Below are 14,264 nucleotides of genomic sequence, written 5' to 3' on the forward strand. Positions count from 1 at the left end.
GTCAGTCTTCTCTGGTCGGCTCCTCCCCGAAGCTTTCCGAGAATCTCTTTTGCGCCAGCGTCAGATGACGCCGCATGGCCTCACGCGCCGCCGCAGGATCACCTGCTGCAATGGCGTCACGAATGATACGATGCTCTTCAAGCGCCAACTTCCAGGTGTGCGGACCTTCGAAATAGCTGGCAAGTTTCTTGAAGTAGGGTGACATCCGTGAATCGTAAATCAGCCCGGCGAAATGTTTCAGAGCCGAATTGCCGATGATGTCCGCAATAGCGGTGTGAAAATCCCGGTCGCAGACAAGTGCAACCGAGGCGTCGTTGAGCGATTGCTCCATACGCTCCAGGATAGCATCGATACGCGCAATGCTTGCGGGCGTCACAAGACGCGCAGCTTCCTCCGCAATTCCGCTTTCGATCAGGCAGCGCGCCTGAAGGATCTCCAAAGGACCTTCGGTATCATCGTTCGGCAGGACACCGAGGGCTTGCCTTGGTCGGCTGCTGATGTAGACGCCGGACCCCATCCGGATCTGGATATGTCCTTCGACCTCAAGCACGATCAGGGCTTCGCGAACCGTCGGGCGGGAGACAGCAAAACGCTCCGCAAGCTCTCGTTCGGGCGGAAGCCGTGAGCCCGGCTTCAGCTCTCCCGTCTCGATGAGCACTCGTATCTGTTCCGCAACCTGCCGATAAAGCCGGCGCGGCTCCAAAGCCACGAACATCAATTTCCTCCGGGCGCATCACTCCCCTGACGCACAACTGGTCAGATTGTCTGACCAATTTCTACTATGAGTTAATTCAGCTCTATGTCAAGGACCTCACGAGAGCGTTTAAGCATTCAGGCGGGAAAGGCGACGCCATAGCGCTTGCTGAGTTGCTCAAACGCTGTTGCGGTCGCCGGGTCCAACGCCACGCCGTTCCGCTCGCGCTCCTCCGCGACCTTCCATTCCCTGTCGCCGGGCGCCATCACCTGCCCGTTCTGACGAGGCCGCGATGTCCGCAACTCCTCCAGATAACGCCGCACGCCCCGATCGAACGTCTCCCGATCCACGAAAGCATCCGGTTTTATGGCCAGGACGAAAGCCCCCATCTCCCGAGGGGTGGCAAAGTCCGGTCCTCCCATCGGGGCGATTTCGAAAGACAGGCGCATGCCGGTCATCACCGCGCTGAAGATTTCGGCGACACCGGCAAGCCCGGCACCCTTGAAGCCGAATGCAGCGCCAAGAGGCGCCAGCATGTCCACCAGATCGGCATTGGTGGTATCGTTCCCATCCTCGTCCGAGGCGACGGCATCCGGAAGCGGATGTCCAAGGCTGCGATAAAGTAAAACGCGATTGAAGGGCACAGCACTCGTCGCCATGTCCAAGAGCCATGGATTGGCCTCTGTCGTCGGCACGGCAACCGAGATCGGATTGGTGCCATGGAAACGTTCGGCCCCATCATGCAGCCGCACGAAACTGTCGGAATTGGCGAAGACAAGGCCGATAAAGCCTTGTCTTGCCGCCTCGATGGAATACGCGCCGGCCGGGCCGAAGTGGGATGTGTTGCGGATCGCAACGGCGCCAAGCCCAAAGCGGCTCGCCAGCTCGATGGCATTGTGCATCGCCGTGTAGGTCGCCAGCGCACCATGGGCATGATCCGCATCGAGTGTCCTTGCCGCTCCGAAGCTGTTCAGCATCTTGATGCTAGGGCGCCTGTTCACGCGACCGCCTTCCAAGGCCTCTATGTAATGCGGAAGAAGGCGGATTCCGTGACTGTCCACGCCATGGCGCGTGCCATGCATCATGGCGCGCGAAGCCGCGTCGGCCGTCGCACGGTCCGCGCCCGAGGCCGAAATCACCTCGCGCGAAAACCGTGCCAACTCCGTGAGAGGCAATCGAGTCGACGGGTCGGATTGCGGCATCGCGAAAGCTCCTCCCTCACACCTCTTTCGCAAAATGTATGATGCGTACACTAGACGTTTGATTGAGGATGTGCAATCCCTGATCACCTGACGTTTTCCAAAGACCTTGCCGCCATGCAGATCGCATCCAAGCCTCTTTCGTCAAAGCTCTACCGCCGCGCCTGCGATCTGCTGGCATTCGACATCTGTAGCGGTGCGTTGCCGGCAGCAACCCGCCTGACGGAAACGCGGGTTGCAGAACGCTTCGGCATCAGCAGGACCCCGGCACGCCAGGCCTTGGTCGAACTGGAGCGACTAGGCCTTCTGAAGAAGGCCGAAGGTCGAGGCTATGATGTTTTGCCCGCGACCCGCGAGATCGGTGGTCTTCAGGCTTCAGGCATCGATGACGGGCTTGAACTGCAGCTACGCTCGAGCTGGGAGGTAATCTATCCCGAAGTCGAGATAGAGGTCGTCTCACGCACCTCGCTTGCTGGCTGGCGTATCAACGAGGTGCTGCTGGCCCGCCACTACGGCGTCAGCCGCACCGTGGCGCGCGATGTGGTCGCACGCCTGCAGGAGCGGGGTATCGTCCATAAAGACGGCAGCGCCAGATGGTATGCACCAGCTTTGACTGAAAAACACATTAACGAACTCTATGAACTTCGGTGGGTGCTGGAGCCGCTCGCGCTTGAGAAGGCCGTGCCTCATCTACCTGAGGGGCTTCTTGCCGCCTTCCGAGCAAACATCGAGATGACGATGGCGTCGTCAGAGGTTCGAAGCGAACAGCTGGATCAGCTGGAGCAGGAATTGCACGTGGATCTGCTTGGGCGATGCGGGAACCAGGCACTGCTGCGGGCTGTCAGCCTGCCGCAGGCTCTCTTGGTTGCACACCATTTCCTCTACCGGCGCACCTCAGAACTTTTCGAGAGCGAACCGTTTCTGCCGGAACATCTCGAGATCGTCACTCTTCTTGAACGTCAGGACGTCGCCGGGGCCTGCGAGGCGCTGGTCCAACATTTAAAGGTATCGCGACACCGGGCGATGCTGCGCATTCGTGCCGTCGCCGAAACGATCGAACCGGCGGATTTACCCTATCTGGAGCGCCTGTAGCGGCGAAGCCGAGCTTATGTTTGGGCCAGCGGTCCGCCCATTTCAAAATAGTCCGCGTACGGGAGGAGGTCCCATCATGAAAATTTCAGCCGTCGAACCGTTTATCCTGCACCTACCGCTCACCTCGGATTCGATCTCCGATTCCACCCATAGCATTACGCACTGGGGAGTCGTGGGGACGAAAATCACCACGACAGACGGCCTGGTGGGCTACGGCTTTACCGGAACCCATGCCCACCTGCCGTCAGACCGCCTGATCACGGCGTGTATTCGCGATTGCTATGCGCCGCTATTGATGGGCGAGGACGCCTCCGACCATCAGCGTCTTTGGACGAAGCTTGCCCGTCATCCCGCCCTCCAGTGGGTCGGGCGCGCCGGTATCACGCATCTTGCCCTGGCGGCGGTGGATGTTGCGCTGTGGGATCTTTCCGCGAAGAAGGCAGGCGTCCCCCTCTGGTCACTCCTGGGTGGAGCACGAACCGAGAAGCTCGAAGCCTACAATACCGATATTGGCTGGCTCTCGTTCTCGACGAAAGCACTCATCGCGGGTTCTGCCCGTGCTGTCGAGCAAGACGGATTCACCCGCATCAAGATCAAGGTGGGCCACGACGATCCCAACATCGACATCGAGCGGCTGGAGGCGGTCCGCAAGCGCGTGGGTGGCGCAGTCCGGATTGCCATCGACGCCAACGGCAAATGGGATCTTCCCACCTGCCAGCGTTTCTGTGCACGGGCGCGCGACCTCGACATCTACTGGTTCGAGGAACCGATGTGGTACGACGACGTGGCAAGCCATGCAGCCCTCGCCCGGAGCACCTCCATCCCTGTCGCACTCGGCGAGCAGCTCTATACCGTCGATGCCTTTAGAAGCTTTATCAGCGCTGGAGCGGTACACTATGTCCAGCCGGATGTGACGCGCCTGGGCGGCGTTACCGAATATATCCAGGTAGCGGATCTGGCTCTGGCGAACCGCCTGCCTGTCGTCCCGCATGCCGGCGAAATGAGCCAGGTGCATGTTCACCTGAGCTACTGGCATCCAGCCTCGGCAATCCTCGAATACATTCCCTGGATCAAGGATCACTTCCACGAGCCGGCGAACGTGGAGAGCGGCATCTTCAGAAGACCACAACAGCCGGGGGCGAGCACGACCCCTCTCCCACAAGCCTTTGAGCGCTATGGCAAGTCTCTGGGATAAATCCGATAGCTGAGGGGCTGGATTTCAACAAGGAAATCCGGATCGCCGCCCATCGCTTAGGATGCAGCGTCTTGCGATCCGGATGATCTTTCAGACTGGGCTCACCGGAGAGGCACTGCCGCCACTCTGTTAACGCATGCCATCGGCTGCACGTTTCTCCTCCTCCTTCATGAAGGCGATGTCACCGACGACGCGCACACGCACGCGTCGTGCATCACCCGGCAGATAGGCGATCGGAATGTCTTCCGTGTCGAGCGTCACGATCGAGTTCGGATCCGCACCGGCCTCGACCGCACGCCGGCGAGCAATGCGGTCGGCCTCGGCGATCGCATTGTCGCGCGACATGTCGGAGAAGACCTGATCGACCTCGCCGGAAACTTGCGCCATTGCGGCACCCAACGCATTCGCCACGCCCGCATGTTCGACACGCAGCACCTCCCTCGCCCCCTTTAGCTTTTCGGGGATCAGGAACGCACCACCGCCGACGGCGATCAACTGCACGCCTTCGGCCGAGGTCTTCATCCGGTCGACGCCGTCCTCCACCATCGCCTCGATACGCTTCAGGAGGTCCGCGACCATCGCCTTGTCGAGATGCTTGACCCGATCCCTGTCGCCGATCTCGACGAGGCCGGCGGCAACCGCCACGTCCGTCGTGGTCAGCGTATCGCCGCCGAAGACCAGCGCCTTTTCTGTGATGCGATAGCCGACCGAACGCGGACCGATCTTGCGGGTTTCCGGATCGATGATGGTACCGCCGCCGAGCGCCATCGGCAAAAGGTCGGGCATCCGGAACAATGTGCGGACACCACCGACCTCGACGACATTGTTGGCTTCACGCGGAAAACCGCCGACAAGGCAGCCGATGTCGGAAGTCGTACCGCCGACATCGATGACCATCGCTTCCTTGAGGCCGGTCAGGAAGGCCGCACCGCGCATGGAATTGGTAGGACCGGAAGCAAAGCTGTAGACCGGGTTGGCGGCCGCGACATCGGCCAGAACGACGGTACCGTCGTTCTGGGTCAGGTAAAACGGAGCGTCGATGCCGGCACGCAGAAGCGCATCCTTGAAGGCGTCGATCGTCTTGCGCCCGAGGCCCTGAAGCGCCGCGTTCAGGAGCGTGACATTCTCGCGCTCCAGCAGACCGATGCGGCCGAGCGTGTGCGACAGCGTTATCCGTGCGCTCGGAATGACTGAGCGGATGATCTCGGCGGCTTCCAGCTCGCATTCGGCCGTCAGCGGCGAGAAGAGTGCGGTGATACCGATGGAATCTACGCCGGCATCGCGAATCTTCATAGCTGCATCGCGGATCTCATCGCGGGCGAGCGGCACAAGCGGGCGGCCGTCATATTCATGGCCGCCATGCACCATGAAGGAGAGCGGATCGACCGCGTCCCGCAACTCGTCCGGCCAGTCGATCATCGGCGGCAGCGACGCGCCCGCCGGCATGGCGATGCGGATCGCGGCGACCCGTTCCAGGCGAGCGCGCTCGACCACTGCATTGGTGAAATGCGTCGTGCCGATCATCACCGCATCGACCGGCGAAGCGCCCGGCGCCTGGGAGGAGACCACGTGGCCGATCGCATTGACCACGCCCTGCATTACGTCGGCGGTGGTTGGAAACTTGATGGCCGAAATTACCTTCTCGCCATCGATGAGCACGGCATCCGTATTCGTGCCGCCGACGTCAATTCCGATCCGCTTCATGCTGCAAACACCGATTTGAAATCAAGGTCATAACCGAAGGCGCGCGGGCCGACATGCTCCAGGCCCTTGGGGCTGGTCAGCACATCCGGCGCAGGCAACGCCACCACCGTCACGCGCTGGCCGTAACGTACCGTCTCCGTGCCGATTGCTTCGCCCGAAACCGTATCGAGCAGGCAGATCAGGTCCGGCGTCATGGCGATCGGCTGGCTGTCGCGGAAGGCCACCGCCCACTCGTTCTGGAAGGCAAGCTCGACCTTCGAGCCGCGGTCGCCGTCGAGACCTTCGATCATCGCCGAACCGCGCAGGAAGCCGCCGGTCGTGGTGCGATCCACGTCGGCGATCTTGCCCTTGAAGAGCACCTTGCCGCCCTCGTGGGAAAGCACGGCCTCGACCGGATCGGTATGGGCGGCACGGGCGTCGAGCACGGCACGGCCGAGGCTGACGGCCTTGGTCACCGTGTAAAGAACGCCCCACTCCTTGACTTCGCGGCCGGTGCGCGGTGCCTTGCAGGTGGCGGCGGTGGAACCGACTTCGGTGCAAATCTTGCGGGAGATGCGCTCCATCCACTTCCACGAAGCGGCCTTGGCGACGATCGCCTCGTTGTCGCGGCAATCGACCAGCGTCAGCGGGTACATCGGCAGGTCGCCGATCGCGAAGCTCGTCATCTGCGCTTCCGGATAGGCGCGGCCCATCGCATCGGCGTCGACGACCGGAATATCCAGCATGGCGGCGGCGAGGAAAGGCGAGAGCGCGTTGCCGCCGCCAATCTCGACGCTCATCACGGCGCGGAACTTGCGGCCGGTGTATTCCTCCATGAGTTGCATGGCGCGGGCAAGATGGGCGGGATCGACAAGGCGTTCCTGGCCGACCAGTGGCGCTCCCATCTTCGAGACAACCGCAACGGCATCGCCGTCATCGAGCGCCTTGGGATCGATGAGCTTGACGCGCTTGCCCTCCTTGTAGAGTTTTTTCAGGTTCAGCTGGGCCAGATAGGGACTGCCGCCCCCGCCGGTTCCGAGAATCCAGGCGCCCACGGCAAGCGGGTCGATCTCACCCGCTTCGAAATCACGGATCATGTTTACCTCCGAAGAATGTGCTAGAACCTAGCCATGTGTGACGAAGGATGCCTATAGGGGACTGCCCCTAGAATGAGCTTGCCTTGATTTTGTGCATGCCTAAAACCATCATGCCGAGACGATCGAAAGGACCGATTCCCTGCCCGTGATGAAGAGCTCATACAATCCGGCTTCGGCCTCACCGAAAGCAGCGGAAGCCCGTCATCGCGTCATGTTTTTGAGCGTCGGACAGTCGCCGCGCACGGATATCATCGGCGACATGCTGGAAAACCTTGATATACCGATAGAGGCGCTGGAAATCGGCGCTCTGGACGGTCTTTCCCAGGCGGAAATCGATGATCTGAAGGTGCGCCCCGGCGAAACCAGCATCGTCACCCGGCTCGCTGACGGCAGCGACATCGTCATCTCCAAGCCGCGGATCGCTGAGCGCATGGCGAAGATCGCCGCCGCCTTCCAGCCCAACGAATTCGATCTGGTGGTGATCCTGTCGACCGGACTTTTTCGCGATTTCGAGAGCACCTGCCCGACGGTCAACGCTCAGCGCGCGATGGAATCGGCGGTCATCTCGCTCGCCGCGCACGGCTCCGCCGTCGGCCTCATCCAGCCGCTGCAGCAGCAGATTGGCGAACTCGAAATCCCGGCGCTGGCGCCCTACAAGATCAGCGCGAGCTACGCCGCCGACGGCGACAAGAAGCTGCTGGCAAGTGCCCTGATCGACCTTGCCGATGCGGAGATCATCGTCCTGAATTCCGTGAGTTTTACGGAAGCCGACCGCCAGATGGTCGCCAAGGCAAGTGGCAAGCCGGTCGTGCTCGCCCGCCGCATCGTCGCAAGCGCCATCCGCCTCTTGCTGCACGGCACCCATCCCGTCACGCTGCCTGGCGTTTCACCGGAATTCTCCGAAAAGCTCCTGCGGCTCACGCCGCGCGAACGTCAGGTCCTGTCGCTGGTGGCCGAAGGCCTGTCCAACAAGGCGATCGCCCGCCAGCTCGGCATCAGTCCGAAGACGGTCGAAATCCATCGCTCGAACGTGATGAGCAAGATGGAAGTCACCTCTTCCAACGCGCTCATCCGTATGGTGGTCGCAGCCGGCCATCCGTGACCGAAAAAGGCATTTTTGCGTAAGAAAATTGCGTTGAAAAGCCAATTTGCCTAAAAATTGGCCGCATTAACGATGTCAGAATCATGTCGAACTAGGGGCATTACCCTATAGTGAAGGCGTGCTTCCGGGCGTTAGGCTCCCTGTCATCAAACATGCAGGGGAATTGACGACAGCATGCCATCCAAATCCAAGATTGCCTTCGTGACGATCGGCCAGGCGCCCCGTGTGGATCTCGTTCCCGAGATGATGGCGGAGATTACCGTCGGCCTGCCGGAAGGCAGCATCGAATTTCGCGAATTCGGCGTGCTGGACGGCATGAACGCGGAAGAGCTCGATGCCATGCGCGCCAGAGACGGTGAGCATTCCTTCGCAACGCGCTTGAAGAGCGGCGAAGAAATCGTTTCCTCCAAGGCACTGACCGAAGAAAAGCTGAATCTTCTCCTGAAGAAGATCGATGGTGAAGGTTTCGACCTGATCGTCCTCCTGTGCACCGGCACGAAGATCGAGCCGCTCGAACATACGCTGGTCGTCGAAGCGCAGCGCATCGTCGACTCGACAGTCGAGGCTCTGGCCGCCTCCGCCCGCAAGCTCGGGGTCATCGTGCCGCTCGAACGGCAGGTGCGCGACTTCAACGAGCGGCATGTCTTCAGCGGCGATCACAGCATCGTGTCGGCCTCACCCTATGCGGGCGACGACATGGGCATGCGCGCCAAGCAGCTCGATGATTGCGATCTCATTGTCATGCATTGCATGGGCTATTCGGCGGAGATGCTCGATGAGGTCCGCCGCGCCGTCGATGCCCCGGTTCTCCTGTCGCGCCGCGTCGTCGCGGGCGTTGTCCGTCAAATGATCTGAACAACCAACATACGAACAAGAGAGGGAACGAATGTTCGGCAAAATCATCAGGAATATCGCAATTGCGGGGCTGCTTGCCTCGTCGGTCCTCGCCTCGCCGGCTGGAGCCTTCGAGCGCACCGACAAGGGGAACGTGATCGTGTTCGGCGGCCGGCAGGCGATCCCGGTTCTCGATCCGCATATCCGCTACGACTGGTCGACGCGCATGATCCAGCAGGCCGTCTACGACGCGCTTTTGAAATATGAAGGCGATCCGGCCGAGTTGAAGCCGTGGCTCGCCGAAAAGTGGGAAACCAGCGCCGATGGAAAGACCTGGACCTTCCACCTTGCCAAGACCGCCAAATTCCATAACGGCGATCCGGTGACGGCGGAAGCCGTTCGCTACTCCTTCGAGCGCGGCCTGAAGCTCAACAAGGGCGTGGCCTGGATGCTCAAGGACTTTCTGGCGCCGGAAGGCATCAGCGTGGTCGACGAATATACCGTGAAGTTCGACCTTAAGGCCCCCTATGCACCTTTCCTCTCCTTCCTGCCCTGGTGGTACATCGTCAATCCTGCCGAGGTGAAGGCGCATGAGGTGGACGGCGATTACGGTCAGAAGTGGCTGACCGACCATGCGGCCGGCTCTGGCCCGTTCAAGCTCGGTCGCTGGGAGCCGAACGTCCTTTATGAAGTCGAATCCGTCGAGAACTACTGGAAGGGTTGGCCGCAGGGTGACAAGAACCGCCCGGCCGGCGTGATCTTCAAGATCATCCGCGAGCCCGCCGCCCAGAAGGCAGCGCTACAGCGCGGCGAAGCCGACATCGTCGAGGGGCTGACGCCGGATGATTACATGCAGATCAAGCGGGTGCCCGGCATCGCCATCGAAGACCACAAGGGCATGACCACCTTCGGCATCAAATTCAACACGCAGAAGGGCCCGACCGCCGACATCAACTTGCGCAAAGCGATCGCCTACGCGCTCGACTACGACGCGCTGATCCAGGTCTATAACGGCGCCGCAACGCTGGAAACCAGCCCCCTGCCGGACGCCATGAAAGGCCATATTCCGGTTCCCGGCATGCCGCGCAAGGACCTCGCCAAGGCCAAAGAATATCTTGCCAAGTCCGGTTACCCGAACGGCGGCATCACCCTGCCTTATGTGCATGTCGCCGGCCTCGAAGAAGCCCGCCGCATCGGCCTCGTGCTGCTTGACAGCCTGAAGCCGCTCAACATCAATGTCGAGATCAAGCCGGAGCAGTGGCCGAACATGGTCGCCAACGGCTCGAAGGTCGAGACCTCACCGGCCATGACCTCGGTCTACACGACGCCGGTCTCCACCGATCCGGACGCCGTCGCCTACCAGTACCACAAGGCGAGCTGGGGCCAGTATTACGCGATGATGTTCTACGACAATCCGAAGGTTTCGGAGATGATCGACAAGGCACGCGGCTCGACCAACTGGGATGAGCGCGCCAAGCTCTACGCCGACATCCAGACGCAGATCGTCGCCGACCAGCCGGAAGTCTTCGGCATGCTGCAGAACCGCCGCTGGGCCCGCCGTGACTACCTGCAGGGTTTCCAGTTCAGCCCGGTCCGCTTCACGGGTGAAGTTGACCTCTATCCTCTGTGGGTGAAGGCCGAATAACCGCTGGCTGTTCCCCCACCTTGCAGCCAGAATGGTGCACATGGCCCGGCTCCCCAGTTTCGGGCCATGCGCAATTATAATTGAACGGAGAAGACGGTGCTGACATTCGCCTTCCGCAAATTGCTGACGCTGGTCGGGACGATGATCGGCATTGCCGCGCTGACGTTCCTCATCACCAATGTCGCGCCGGGCGATCCTGCTCGTCTCGTGGCCGGCCCCAACGCCACCGAGGACATGGTGGCGACCCTCCGGACCGAATATGGTCTCGACAAGTCGCTGCCCGAACAGTTCATCGTCTATATGGGCGATCTCGTGCGCGGCGATCTCGGCCAGTCCATCGTCACCACCCGCCCGGTCATGGAAGAGGTGCTGCGCTATGCGCCGGCGACGCTTGAACTCGTCTTCGTCGCCATGGCGCTCGGCATCGTCGTCGGCGTACCGCTTGGCATGCTCTCGGCCGTCTACAAGGACGGACCGCTCGACCATGTGACGCGCATCTTCTCAATCTCGGGCGTCGCACTGCCGGCCTTCTGGTTCGGCATCATCCTGCAGCTGATGTTCGCGGTCGATCTCGGCTGGCTGCCGGTCTCGGGCCGCCTGCCGCTCGTCACCCGACCGCCGGAGGCTTACACCGGCCTGCTCCTTGTCGACAGCCTGATCTCCGGCCGCTTCTCGACTTTCTGGACCTCGCTGCAGCACATCATTCTGCCGGCCGTCGTGCTCTCCTTCCCCTGCCTTGCCTCCATCCTGCGCGTCAACCGCGCCGAAATGATCGAGGTGCTGCAGTCCGATTATATCGTCGCGGCACGCGCCCACGGCATTGCTTCCTTCCGCATCGTCGGGCTTTACGCGCTGAAGAACGCCATGCTGCCGACGCTTGCGATGATCGGGCTGCGCTTCGGCTGGATGCTTGGTTCGACCGTGCTGGTCGAAACCGTCTTCGACTGGCCGGGCATCGGGCTTTATGCCGTGTCTTCCGCCCTTTCTTCCGACTTCAAGCCCGTCATCGGCGTGACGCTGATGATCGGCTTCTTCTTCATCGTCGCCAACACCCTTGTCGATCTCGCCTATGCCTGGATCGACCCCCGTCTCAGGAGCGCGTGATGACGACCCAGATGACCACGCCGGTCTCCGCCCCGGTCAACGATCCGGCGGCGCTTCCCCGCCCACTGACCTTCCGCGAACGGCATGAAAGCCAGATCCGCCAGTGGCGGCTCTATGGCCACATGTTCCGCAAGAGCTTCTCCTCCATGCTCGGCCTGACGCTGGTCGTGCTCTTTCTCCTGCTGGCGGCTTTCGGCCCCGTGCTCGCGCCCTTTCCGGAAGCGGCAAGCGGTGCGATCGACATGTCCAACAAGCTGATGCCGCCAGGCGGCGGCAACTGGTTCGGCACCGACGAGATGGGCGCGGACATCTTCTCCCGCGTCATCATGGGTGCCCGCACCTCACTCTGGATCGGCCTCATCATCACCGGCATCGGCGCACTGATCGGCGTGCCGCTCGGCATCATCGCCGGTTATAACGGCGGCTGGGTGCGCGCGATCATCATGCGCATCACGGAACTTTTCCTGGCCGTACCGGGCCTGGCACTGGCGCTGGCGATCGTCGCGGCGCTCGGCCCCGGCATCACCAATTGCGTGCTGGCGCTCTCGCTCGTCTGGTGGCCAGGCTATGTGAGACTGGTCGAGGCGAAAACGCTCTCTGTCAAGGAGGAGCTTTTCGTGGAGTCGGCCCGTTCGATCGGCGCCAGGACGCCGTGGATCCTCTGGCATCACATCCTGCCCAACTGCCTCTCGCCGATCATCGTCAAGATGAGCATGGACATGGGCATGGCGATCCTGTCCGCCGCCAGCCTCGGCTTCATCGGTCTGGGGGCCCAGCCGCCGGCGCCTGAATGGGGCGCGATGATCTCGGTCGCCCGCACCTACATGCCGGACTGGTGGTGGTATTCGCTCTTTCCCGGTGCGGCCATCTTCCTCACCGTGCTCGGCTTCAACCTGTTGGGCGACGGCCTGCGCGATATCCTCGATCCCCGGAGCCGCGACCGATGACCGGACCTCTTCTCAACATCAAGAACTACCGGCTCGACATCGGCACATTCGATGGTCCGGTGCATGTGCTCAAAGACATCAACCTCACAGTCAATCGCGGCGACACGCTCGGCATCGTGGGCGAAAGCGGTTCAGGCAAGACGGTGCTGGTCCGCTCCGTGCTCGGCATCGGCCCGAAAAACTCCAAAGTCGTCGAAGGCAGCATCGCCTTCGACGGGCAGAACATCACTCGGCTGTCGGAAAAGGACTGGATGAAGATCCGCGGCATCCGCATCTCGATGATCTTCCAAGATCCGATGACCTATCTCAACCCGCTCTTCACGGTCGGACGGCAGATTTCCGACGTCATCGCCGCGCATGAGAAGGCTGCCGGTCAGGGCGTTTCCTCCAAGGCGGCACGCCGCGCCCGTACCGAGGAACTGCTAGACCAGGTGGGGCTGCCGAACCCGGCCATGCTGTTTTCCCAATATCCGCACCAGCTTTCCGGCGGCATGCGTCAACGCGTGCTGATCGCCATGGCGCTCGCCGGCAAGCCGGACCTGCTGATCGCCGACGAGCCGACGACCGCCCTCGACGTGACAGTCCAGGCACAGGTGCTCGATCTCATCAACTCACTGGTCGAGAAGCTGAACCTCACCGTCATCATGATCAGTCACGACATCGGCGCGATCGCAACGATCGCGAAACACTGCGCAGTCATGTACAAGGGTGAGATCGTCGAACAGGGCCTGACGGCCGACATCCTTAGCCGTCCGCAGCACGAGTATACCAAACGCCTGCTCGCCGCCGTTCCGGATATCAACGCCGCGGCTGAGAAGGTTGCCGCCGAACCATCACCGGCCAACCCCGCCAAGCCCGGCGCGCTCCTTCAGGCGATCGATCTGAAGAAGGTTTACCGCAGCCAGTCCGGCACAGAATTCGCGGCCGTCAATGGCATCAGCCTTTCCGTGAAGACGGGCGAAATCTTCGGTGTCGTGGGCGAATCCGGTTCCGGCAAATCGACGCTGGCACGCATGCTGCTCCGCCTCATCGAGCCGACATCCGGCGACATCGTCTTCGACGGACAGAATATCACGAGCCTGACCGGCGAACCGCTCAGGCAGATGCGCCGGCACATGCAGTTCGTCTTCCAGAACCCGCATTCCGCACTCAACGGTCGTCACACGATCGGCGATGCGATCGGCGAACCGTTGCGCATCCAGACCGGCATGAGCCGTCGCGACATCGAAGCACGCACCGAGGCCCTGCTCGACATCGTGCAACTGCCGACCATGTTCAAATATCGTTATCCGCACGAGCTTTCCGGTGGCCAGAAACAGCGCGTCTGCATCGCCCGCGCGATCGCACTCAATCCGCGCCTGCTGATCCTCGACGAACCGACCTCAGCACTCGACATCTCGGTACAGGCACAGGTGCTGGATTTCTTGCAACAACTCCGCGCAGAGCTTAACCTGACCTACGTCTTCATCTCGCACAATCTCGCAGTCATTCGCCAGATCTGCGACCGGACGATCGTCATGAAGCGCGGCGAGATCGTTGAACAGGGCGACACGGAACAAATATTCCTGTCGCCCCGTCAGGACTACACAAAGGCACTCATCGAAAGCGGCAGGAAGACCTCTCGGGCAGCAAGCCTGGGGGCCTAGAGCCGATCATATCCTTTAAGAGGTTG

12 protein-coding genes are annotated in these 14,264 nt (G+C 61.5%); 8 read left to right on the plus strand and 4 right to left on the minus strand.

Annotated features, from left to right (window positions below; genetic code table 11):
• Position 1: 1 nt before the first annotated feature.
• Together ABK249_RS04490 and ABK249_RS04495 are read right to left on the minus strand one after the other, a co-directional pair.
• Positions 2-715, minus strand: coding sequence for a FadR/GntR family transcriptional regulator (locus tag ABK249_RS04490; RefSeq protein WP_227703615.1), 714 nt, complete (start codon positions 713-715; stop codon positions 2-4).
• Between the two features lie 116 nt (positions 716-831).
• Positions 832-1,896 (minus strand): Ldh family oxidoreductase, encoded by a 1,065-nt coding sequence (locus ABK249_RS04495; RefSeq protein WP_227703616.1) that lies wholly within the window; start codon positions 1,894-1,896, stop codon positions 832-834.
• A gap of 114 nt (positions 1,897-2,010) precedes the next feature.
• Between ABK249_RS04495 and ABK249_RS04500 the strand changes: the two genes are divergently transcribed.
• Entirely contained in the window at positions 2,011-2,985 is a 975-nt protein-coding gene (locus ABK249_RS04500; RefSeq protein ID WP_210055879.1) for a GntR family transcriptional regulator, read from the plus strand.
• A 76-nt stretch (positions 2,986-3,061) separates the two neighbouring features.
• Positions 3,062-4,180 (plus strand): mandelate racemase/muconate lactonizing enzyme family protein, encoded by a 1,119-nt coding sequence (locus ABK249_RS04505; RefSeq protein WP_227703617.1) that lies wholly within the window; start codon positions 3,062-3,064, stop codon positions 4,178-4,180.
• Positions 4,181-4,309: 129 nt separating this feature from the next.
• Here the strand turns inward: ABK249_RS04505 and ABK249_RS04510 are convergent, their stop codons facing one another.
• Positions 4,310-5,884, minus strand: coding sequence for a hydantoinase/oxoprolinase N-terminal domain-containing protein (locus ABK249_RS04510; protein WP_210055876.1), 1,575 nt, complete (start codon positions 5,882-5,884; stop codon positions 4,310-4,312).
• Positions 5,881-6,960, minus strand: coding sequence for a DUF917 domain-containing protein (locus ABK249_RS04515; RefSeq protein ID WP_037149408.1), 1,080 nt, complete (start codon positions 6,958-6,960; stop codon positions 5,881-5,883). Before ABK249_RS04515 ends, ABK249_RS04510 begins: the two co-directional genes overlap by 4 nt.
• A gap of 148 nt (positions 6,961-7,108) precedes the next feature.
• On the opposite strand from ABK249_RS04515, the gene ABK249_RS04520 reads away from it, so the two are divergent.
• The 6 genes from ABK249_RS04520 (at position 7,109) to ABK249_RS04545 (ending at position 14,238) form a co-directional block, all read left to right on the plus strand.
• Complete coding sequence (locus tag ABK249_RS04520; protein ID WP_227705179.1) at positions 7,109-8,062, plus strand: AroM family protein; 954 nt, start codon at positions 7,109-7,111, stop codon at positions 8,060-8,062.
• Positions 8,063-8,236: 174 nt separating this feature from the next.
• A complete protein-coding gene (locus ABK249_RS04525; protein WP_227703618.1) occupies positions 8,237-8,917 on the plus strand; it encodes an AroM family protein in 681 nt (226 codons plus the stop codon).
• Between the two features lie 31 nt (positions 8,918-8,948).
• Positions 8,949-10,541: an ABC transporter substrate-binding protein gene (locus tag ABK249_RS04530; RefSeq protein ID WP_037149401.1), complete on the plus strand. Its 1,593-nt coding sequence runs from the start codon at positions 8,949-8,951 to the stop codon at positions 10,539-10,541.
• Between the two features lie 96 nt (positions 10,542-10,637).
• Complete coding sequence (locus ABK249_RS04535; protein ID WP_037149398.1) at positions 10,638-11,645, plus strand: ABC transporter permease; 1,008 nt, start codon at positions 10,638-10,640, stop codon at positions 11,643-11,645.
• Positions 11,645-12,592, plus strand: coding sequence for an ABC transporter permease (locus tag ABK249_RS04540; protein WP_227703619.1), 948 nt, complete (start codon positions 11,645-11,647; stop codon positions 12,590-12,592). The genes ABK249_RS04535 and ABK249_RS04540 overlap by 1 nt, the downstream gene beginning before the upstream one ends.
• Complete coding sequence (locus tag ABK249_RS04545; RefSeq protein ID WP_227703620.1) at positions 12,589-14,238, plus strand: ABC transporter ATP-binding protein; 1,650 nt, start codon at positions 12,589-12,591, stop codon at positions 14,236-14,238. Before ABK249_RS04540 ends, ABK249_RS04545 begins: the two co-directional genes overlap by 4 nt.
• Positions 14,239-14,264: the final 26 nt, after the last annotated feature.

The sequence above is a fragment of the Neorhizobium phenanthreniclasticum genome (assembly GCF_040066075.1).
GTDB classification, from domain to species: Bacteria; Pseudomonadota; Alphaproteobacteria; order Rhizobiales; family Rhizobiaceae; genus Neorhizobium; species Neorhizobium petrolearium.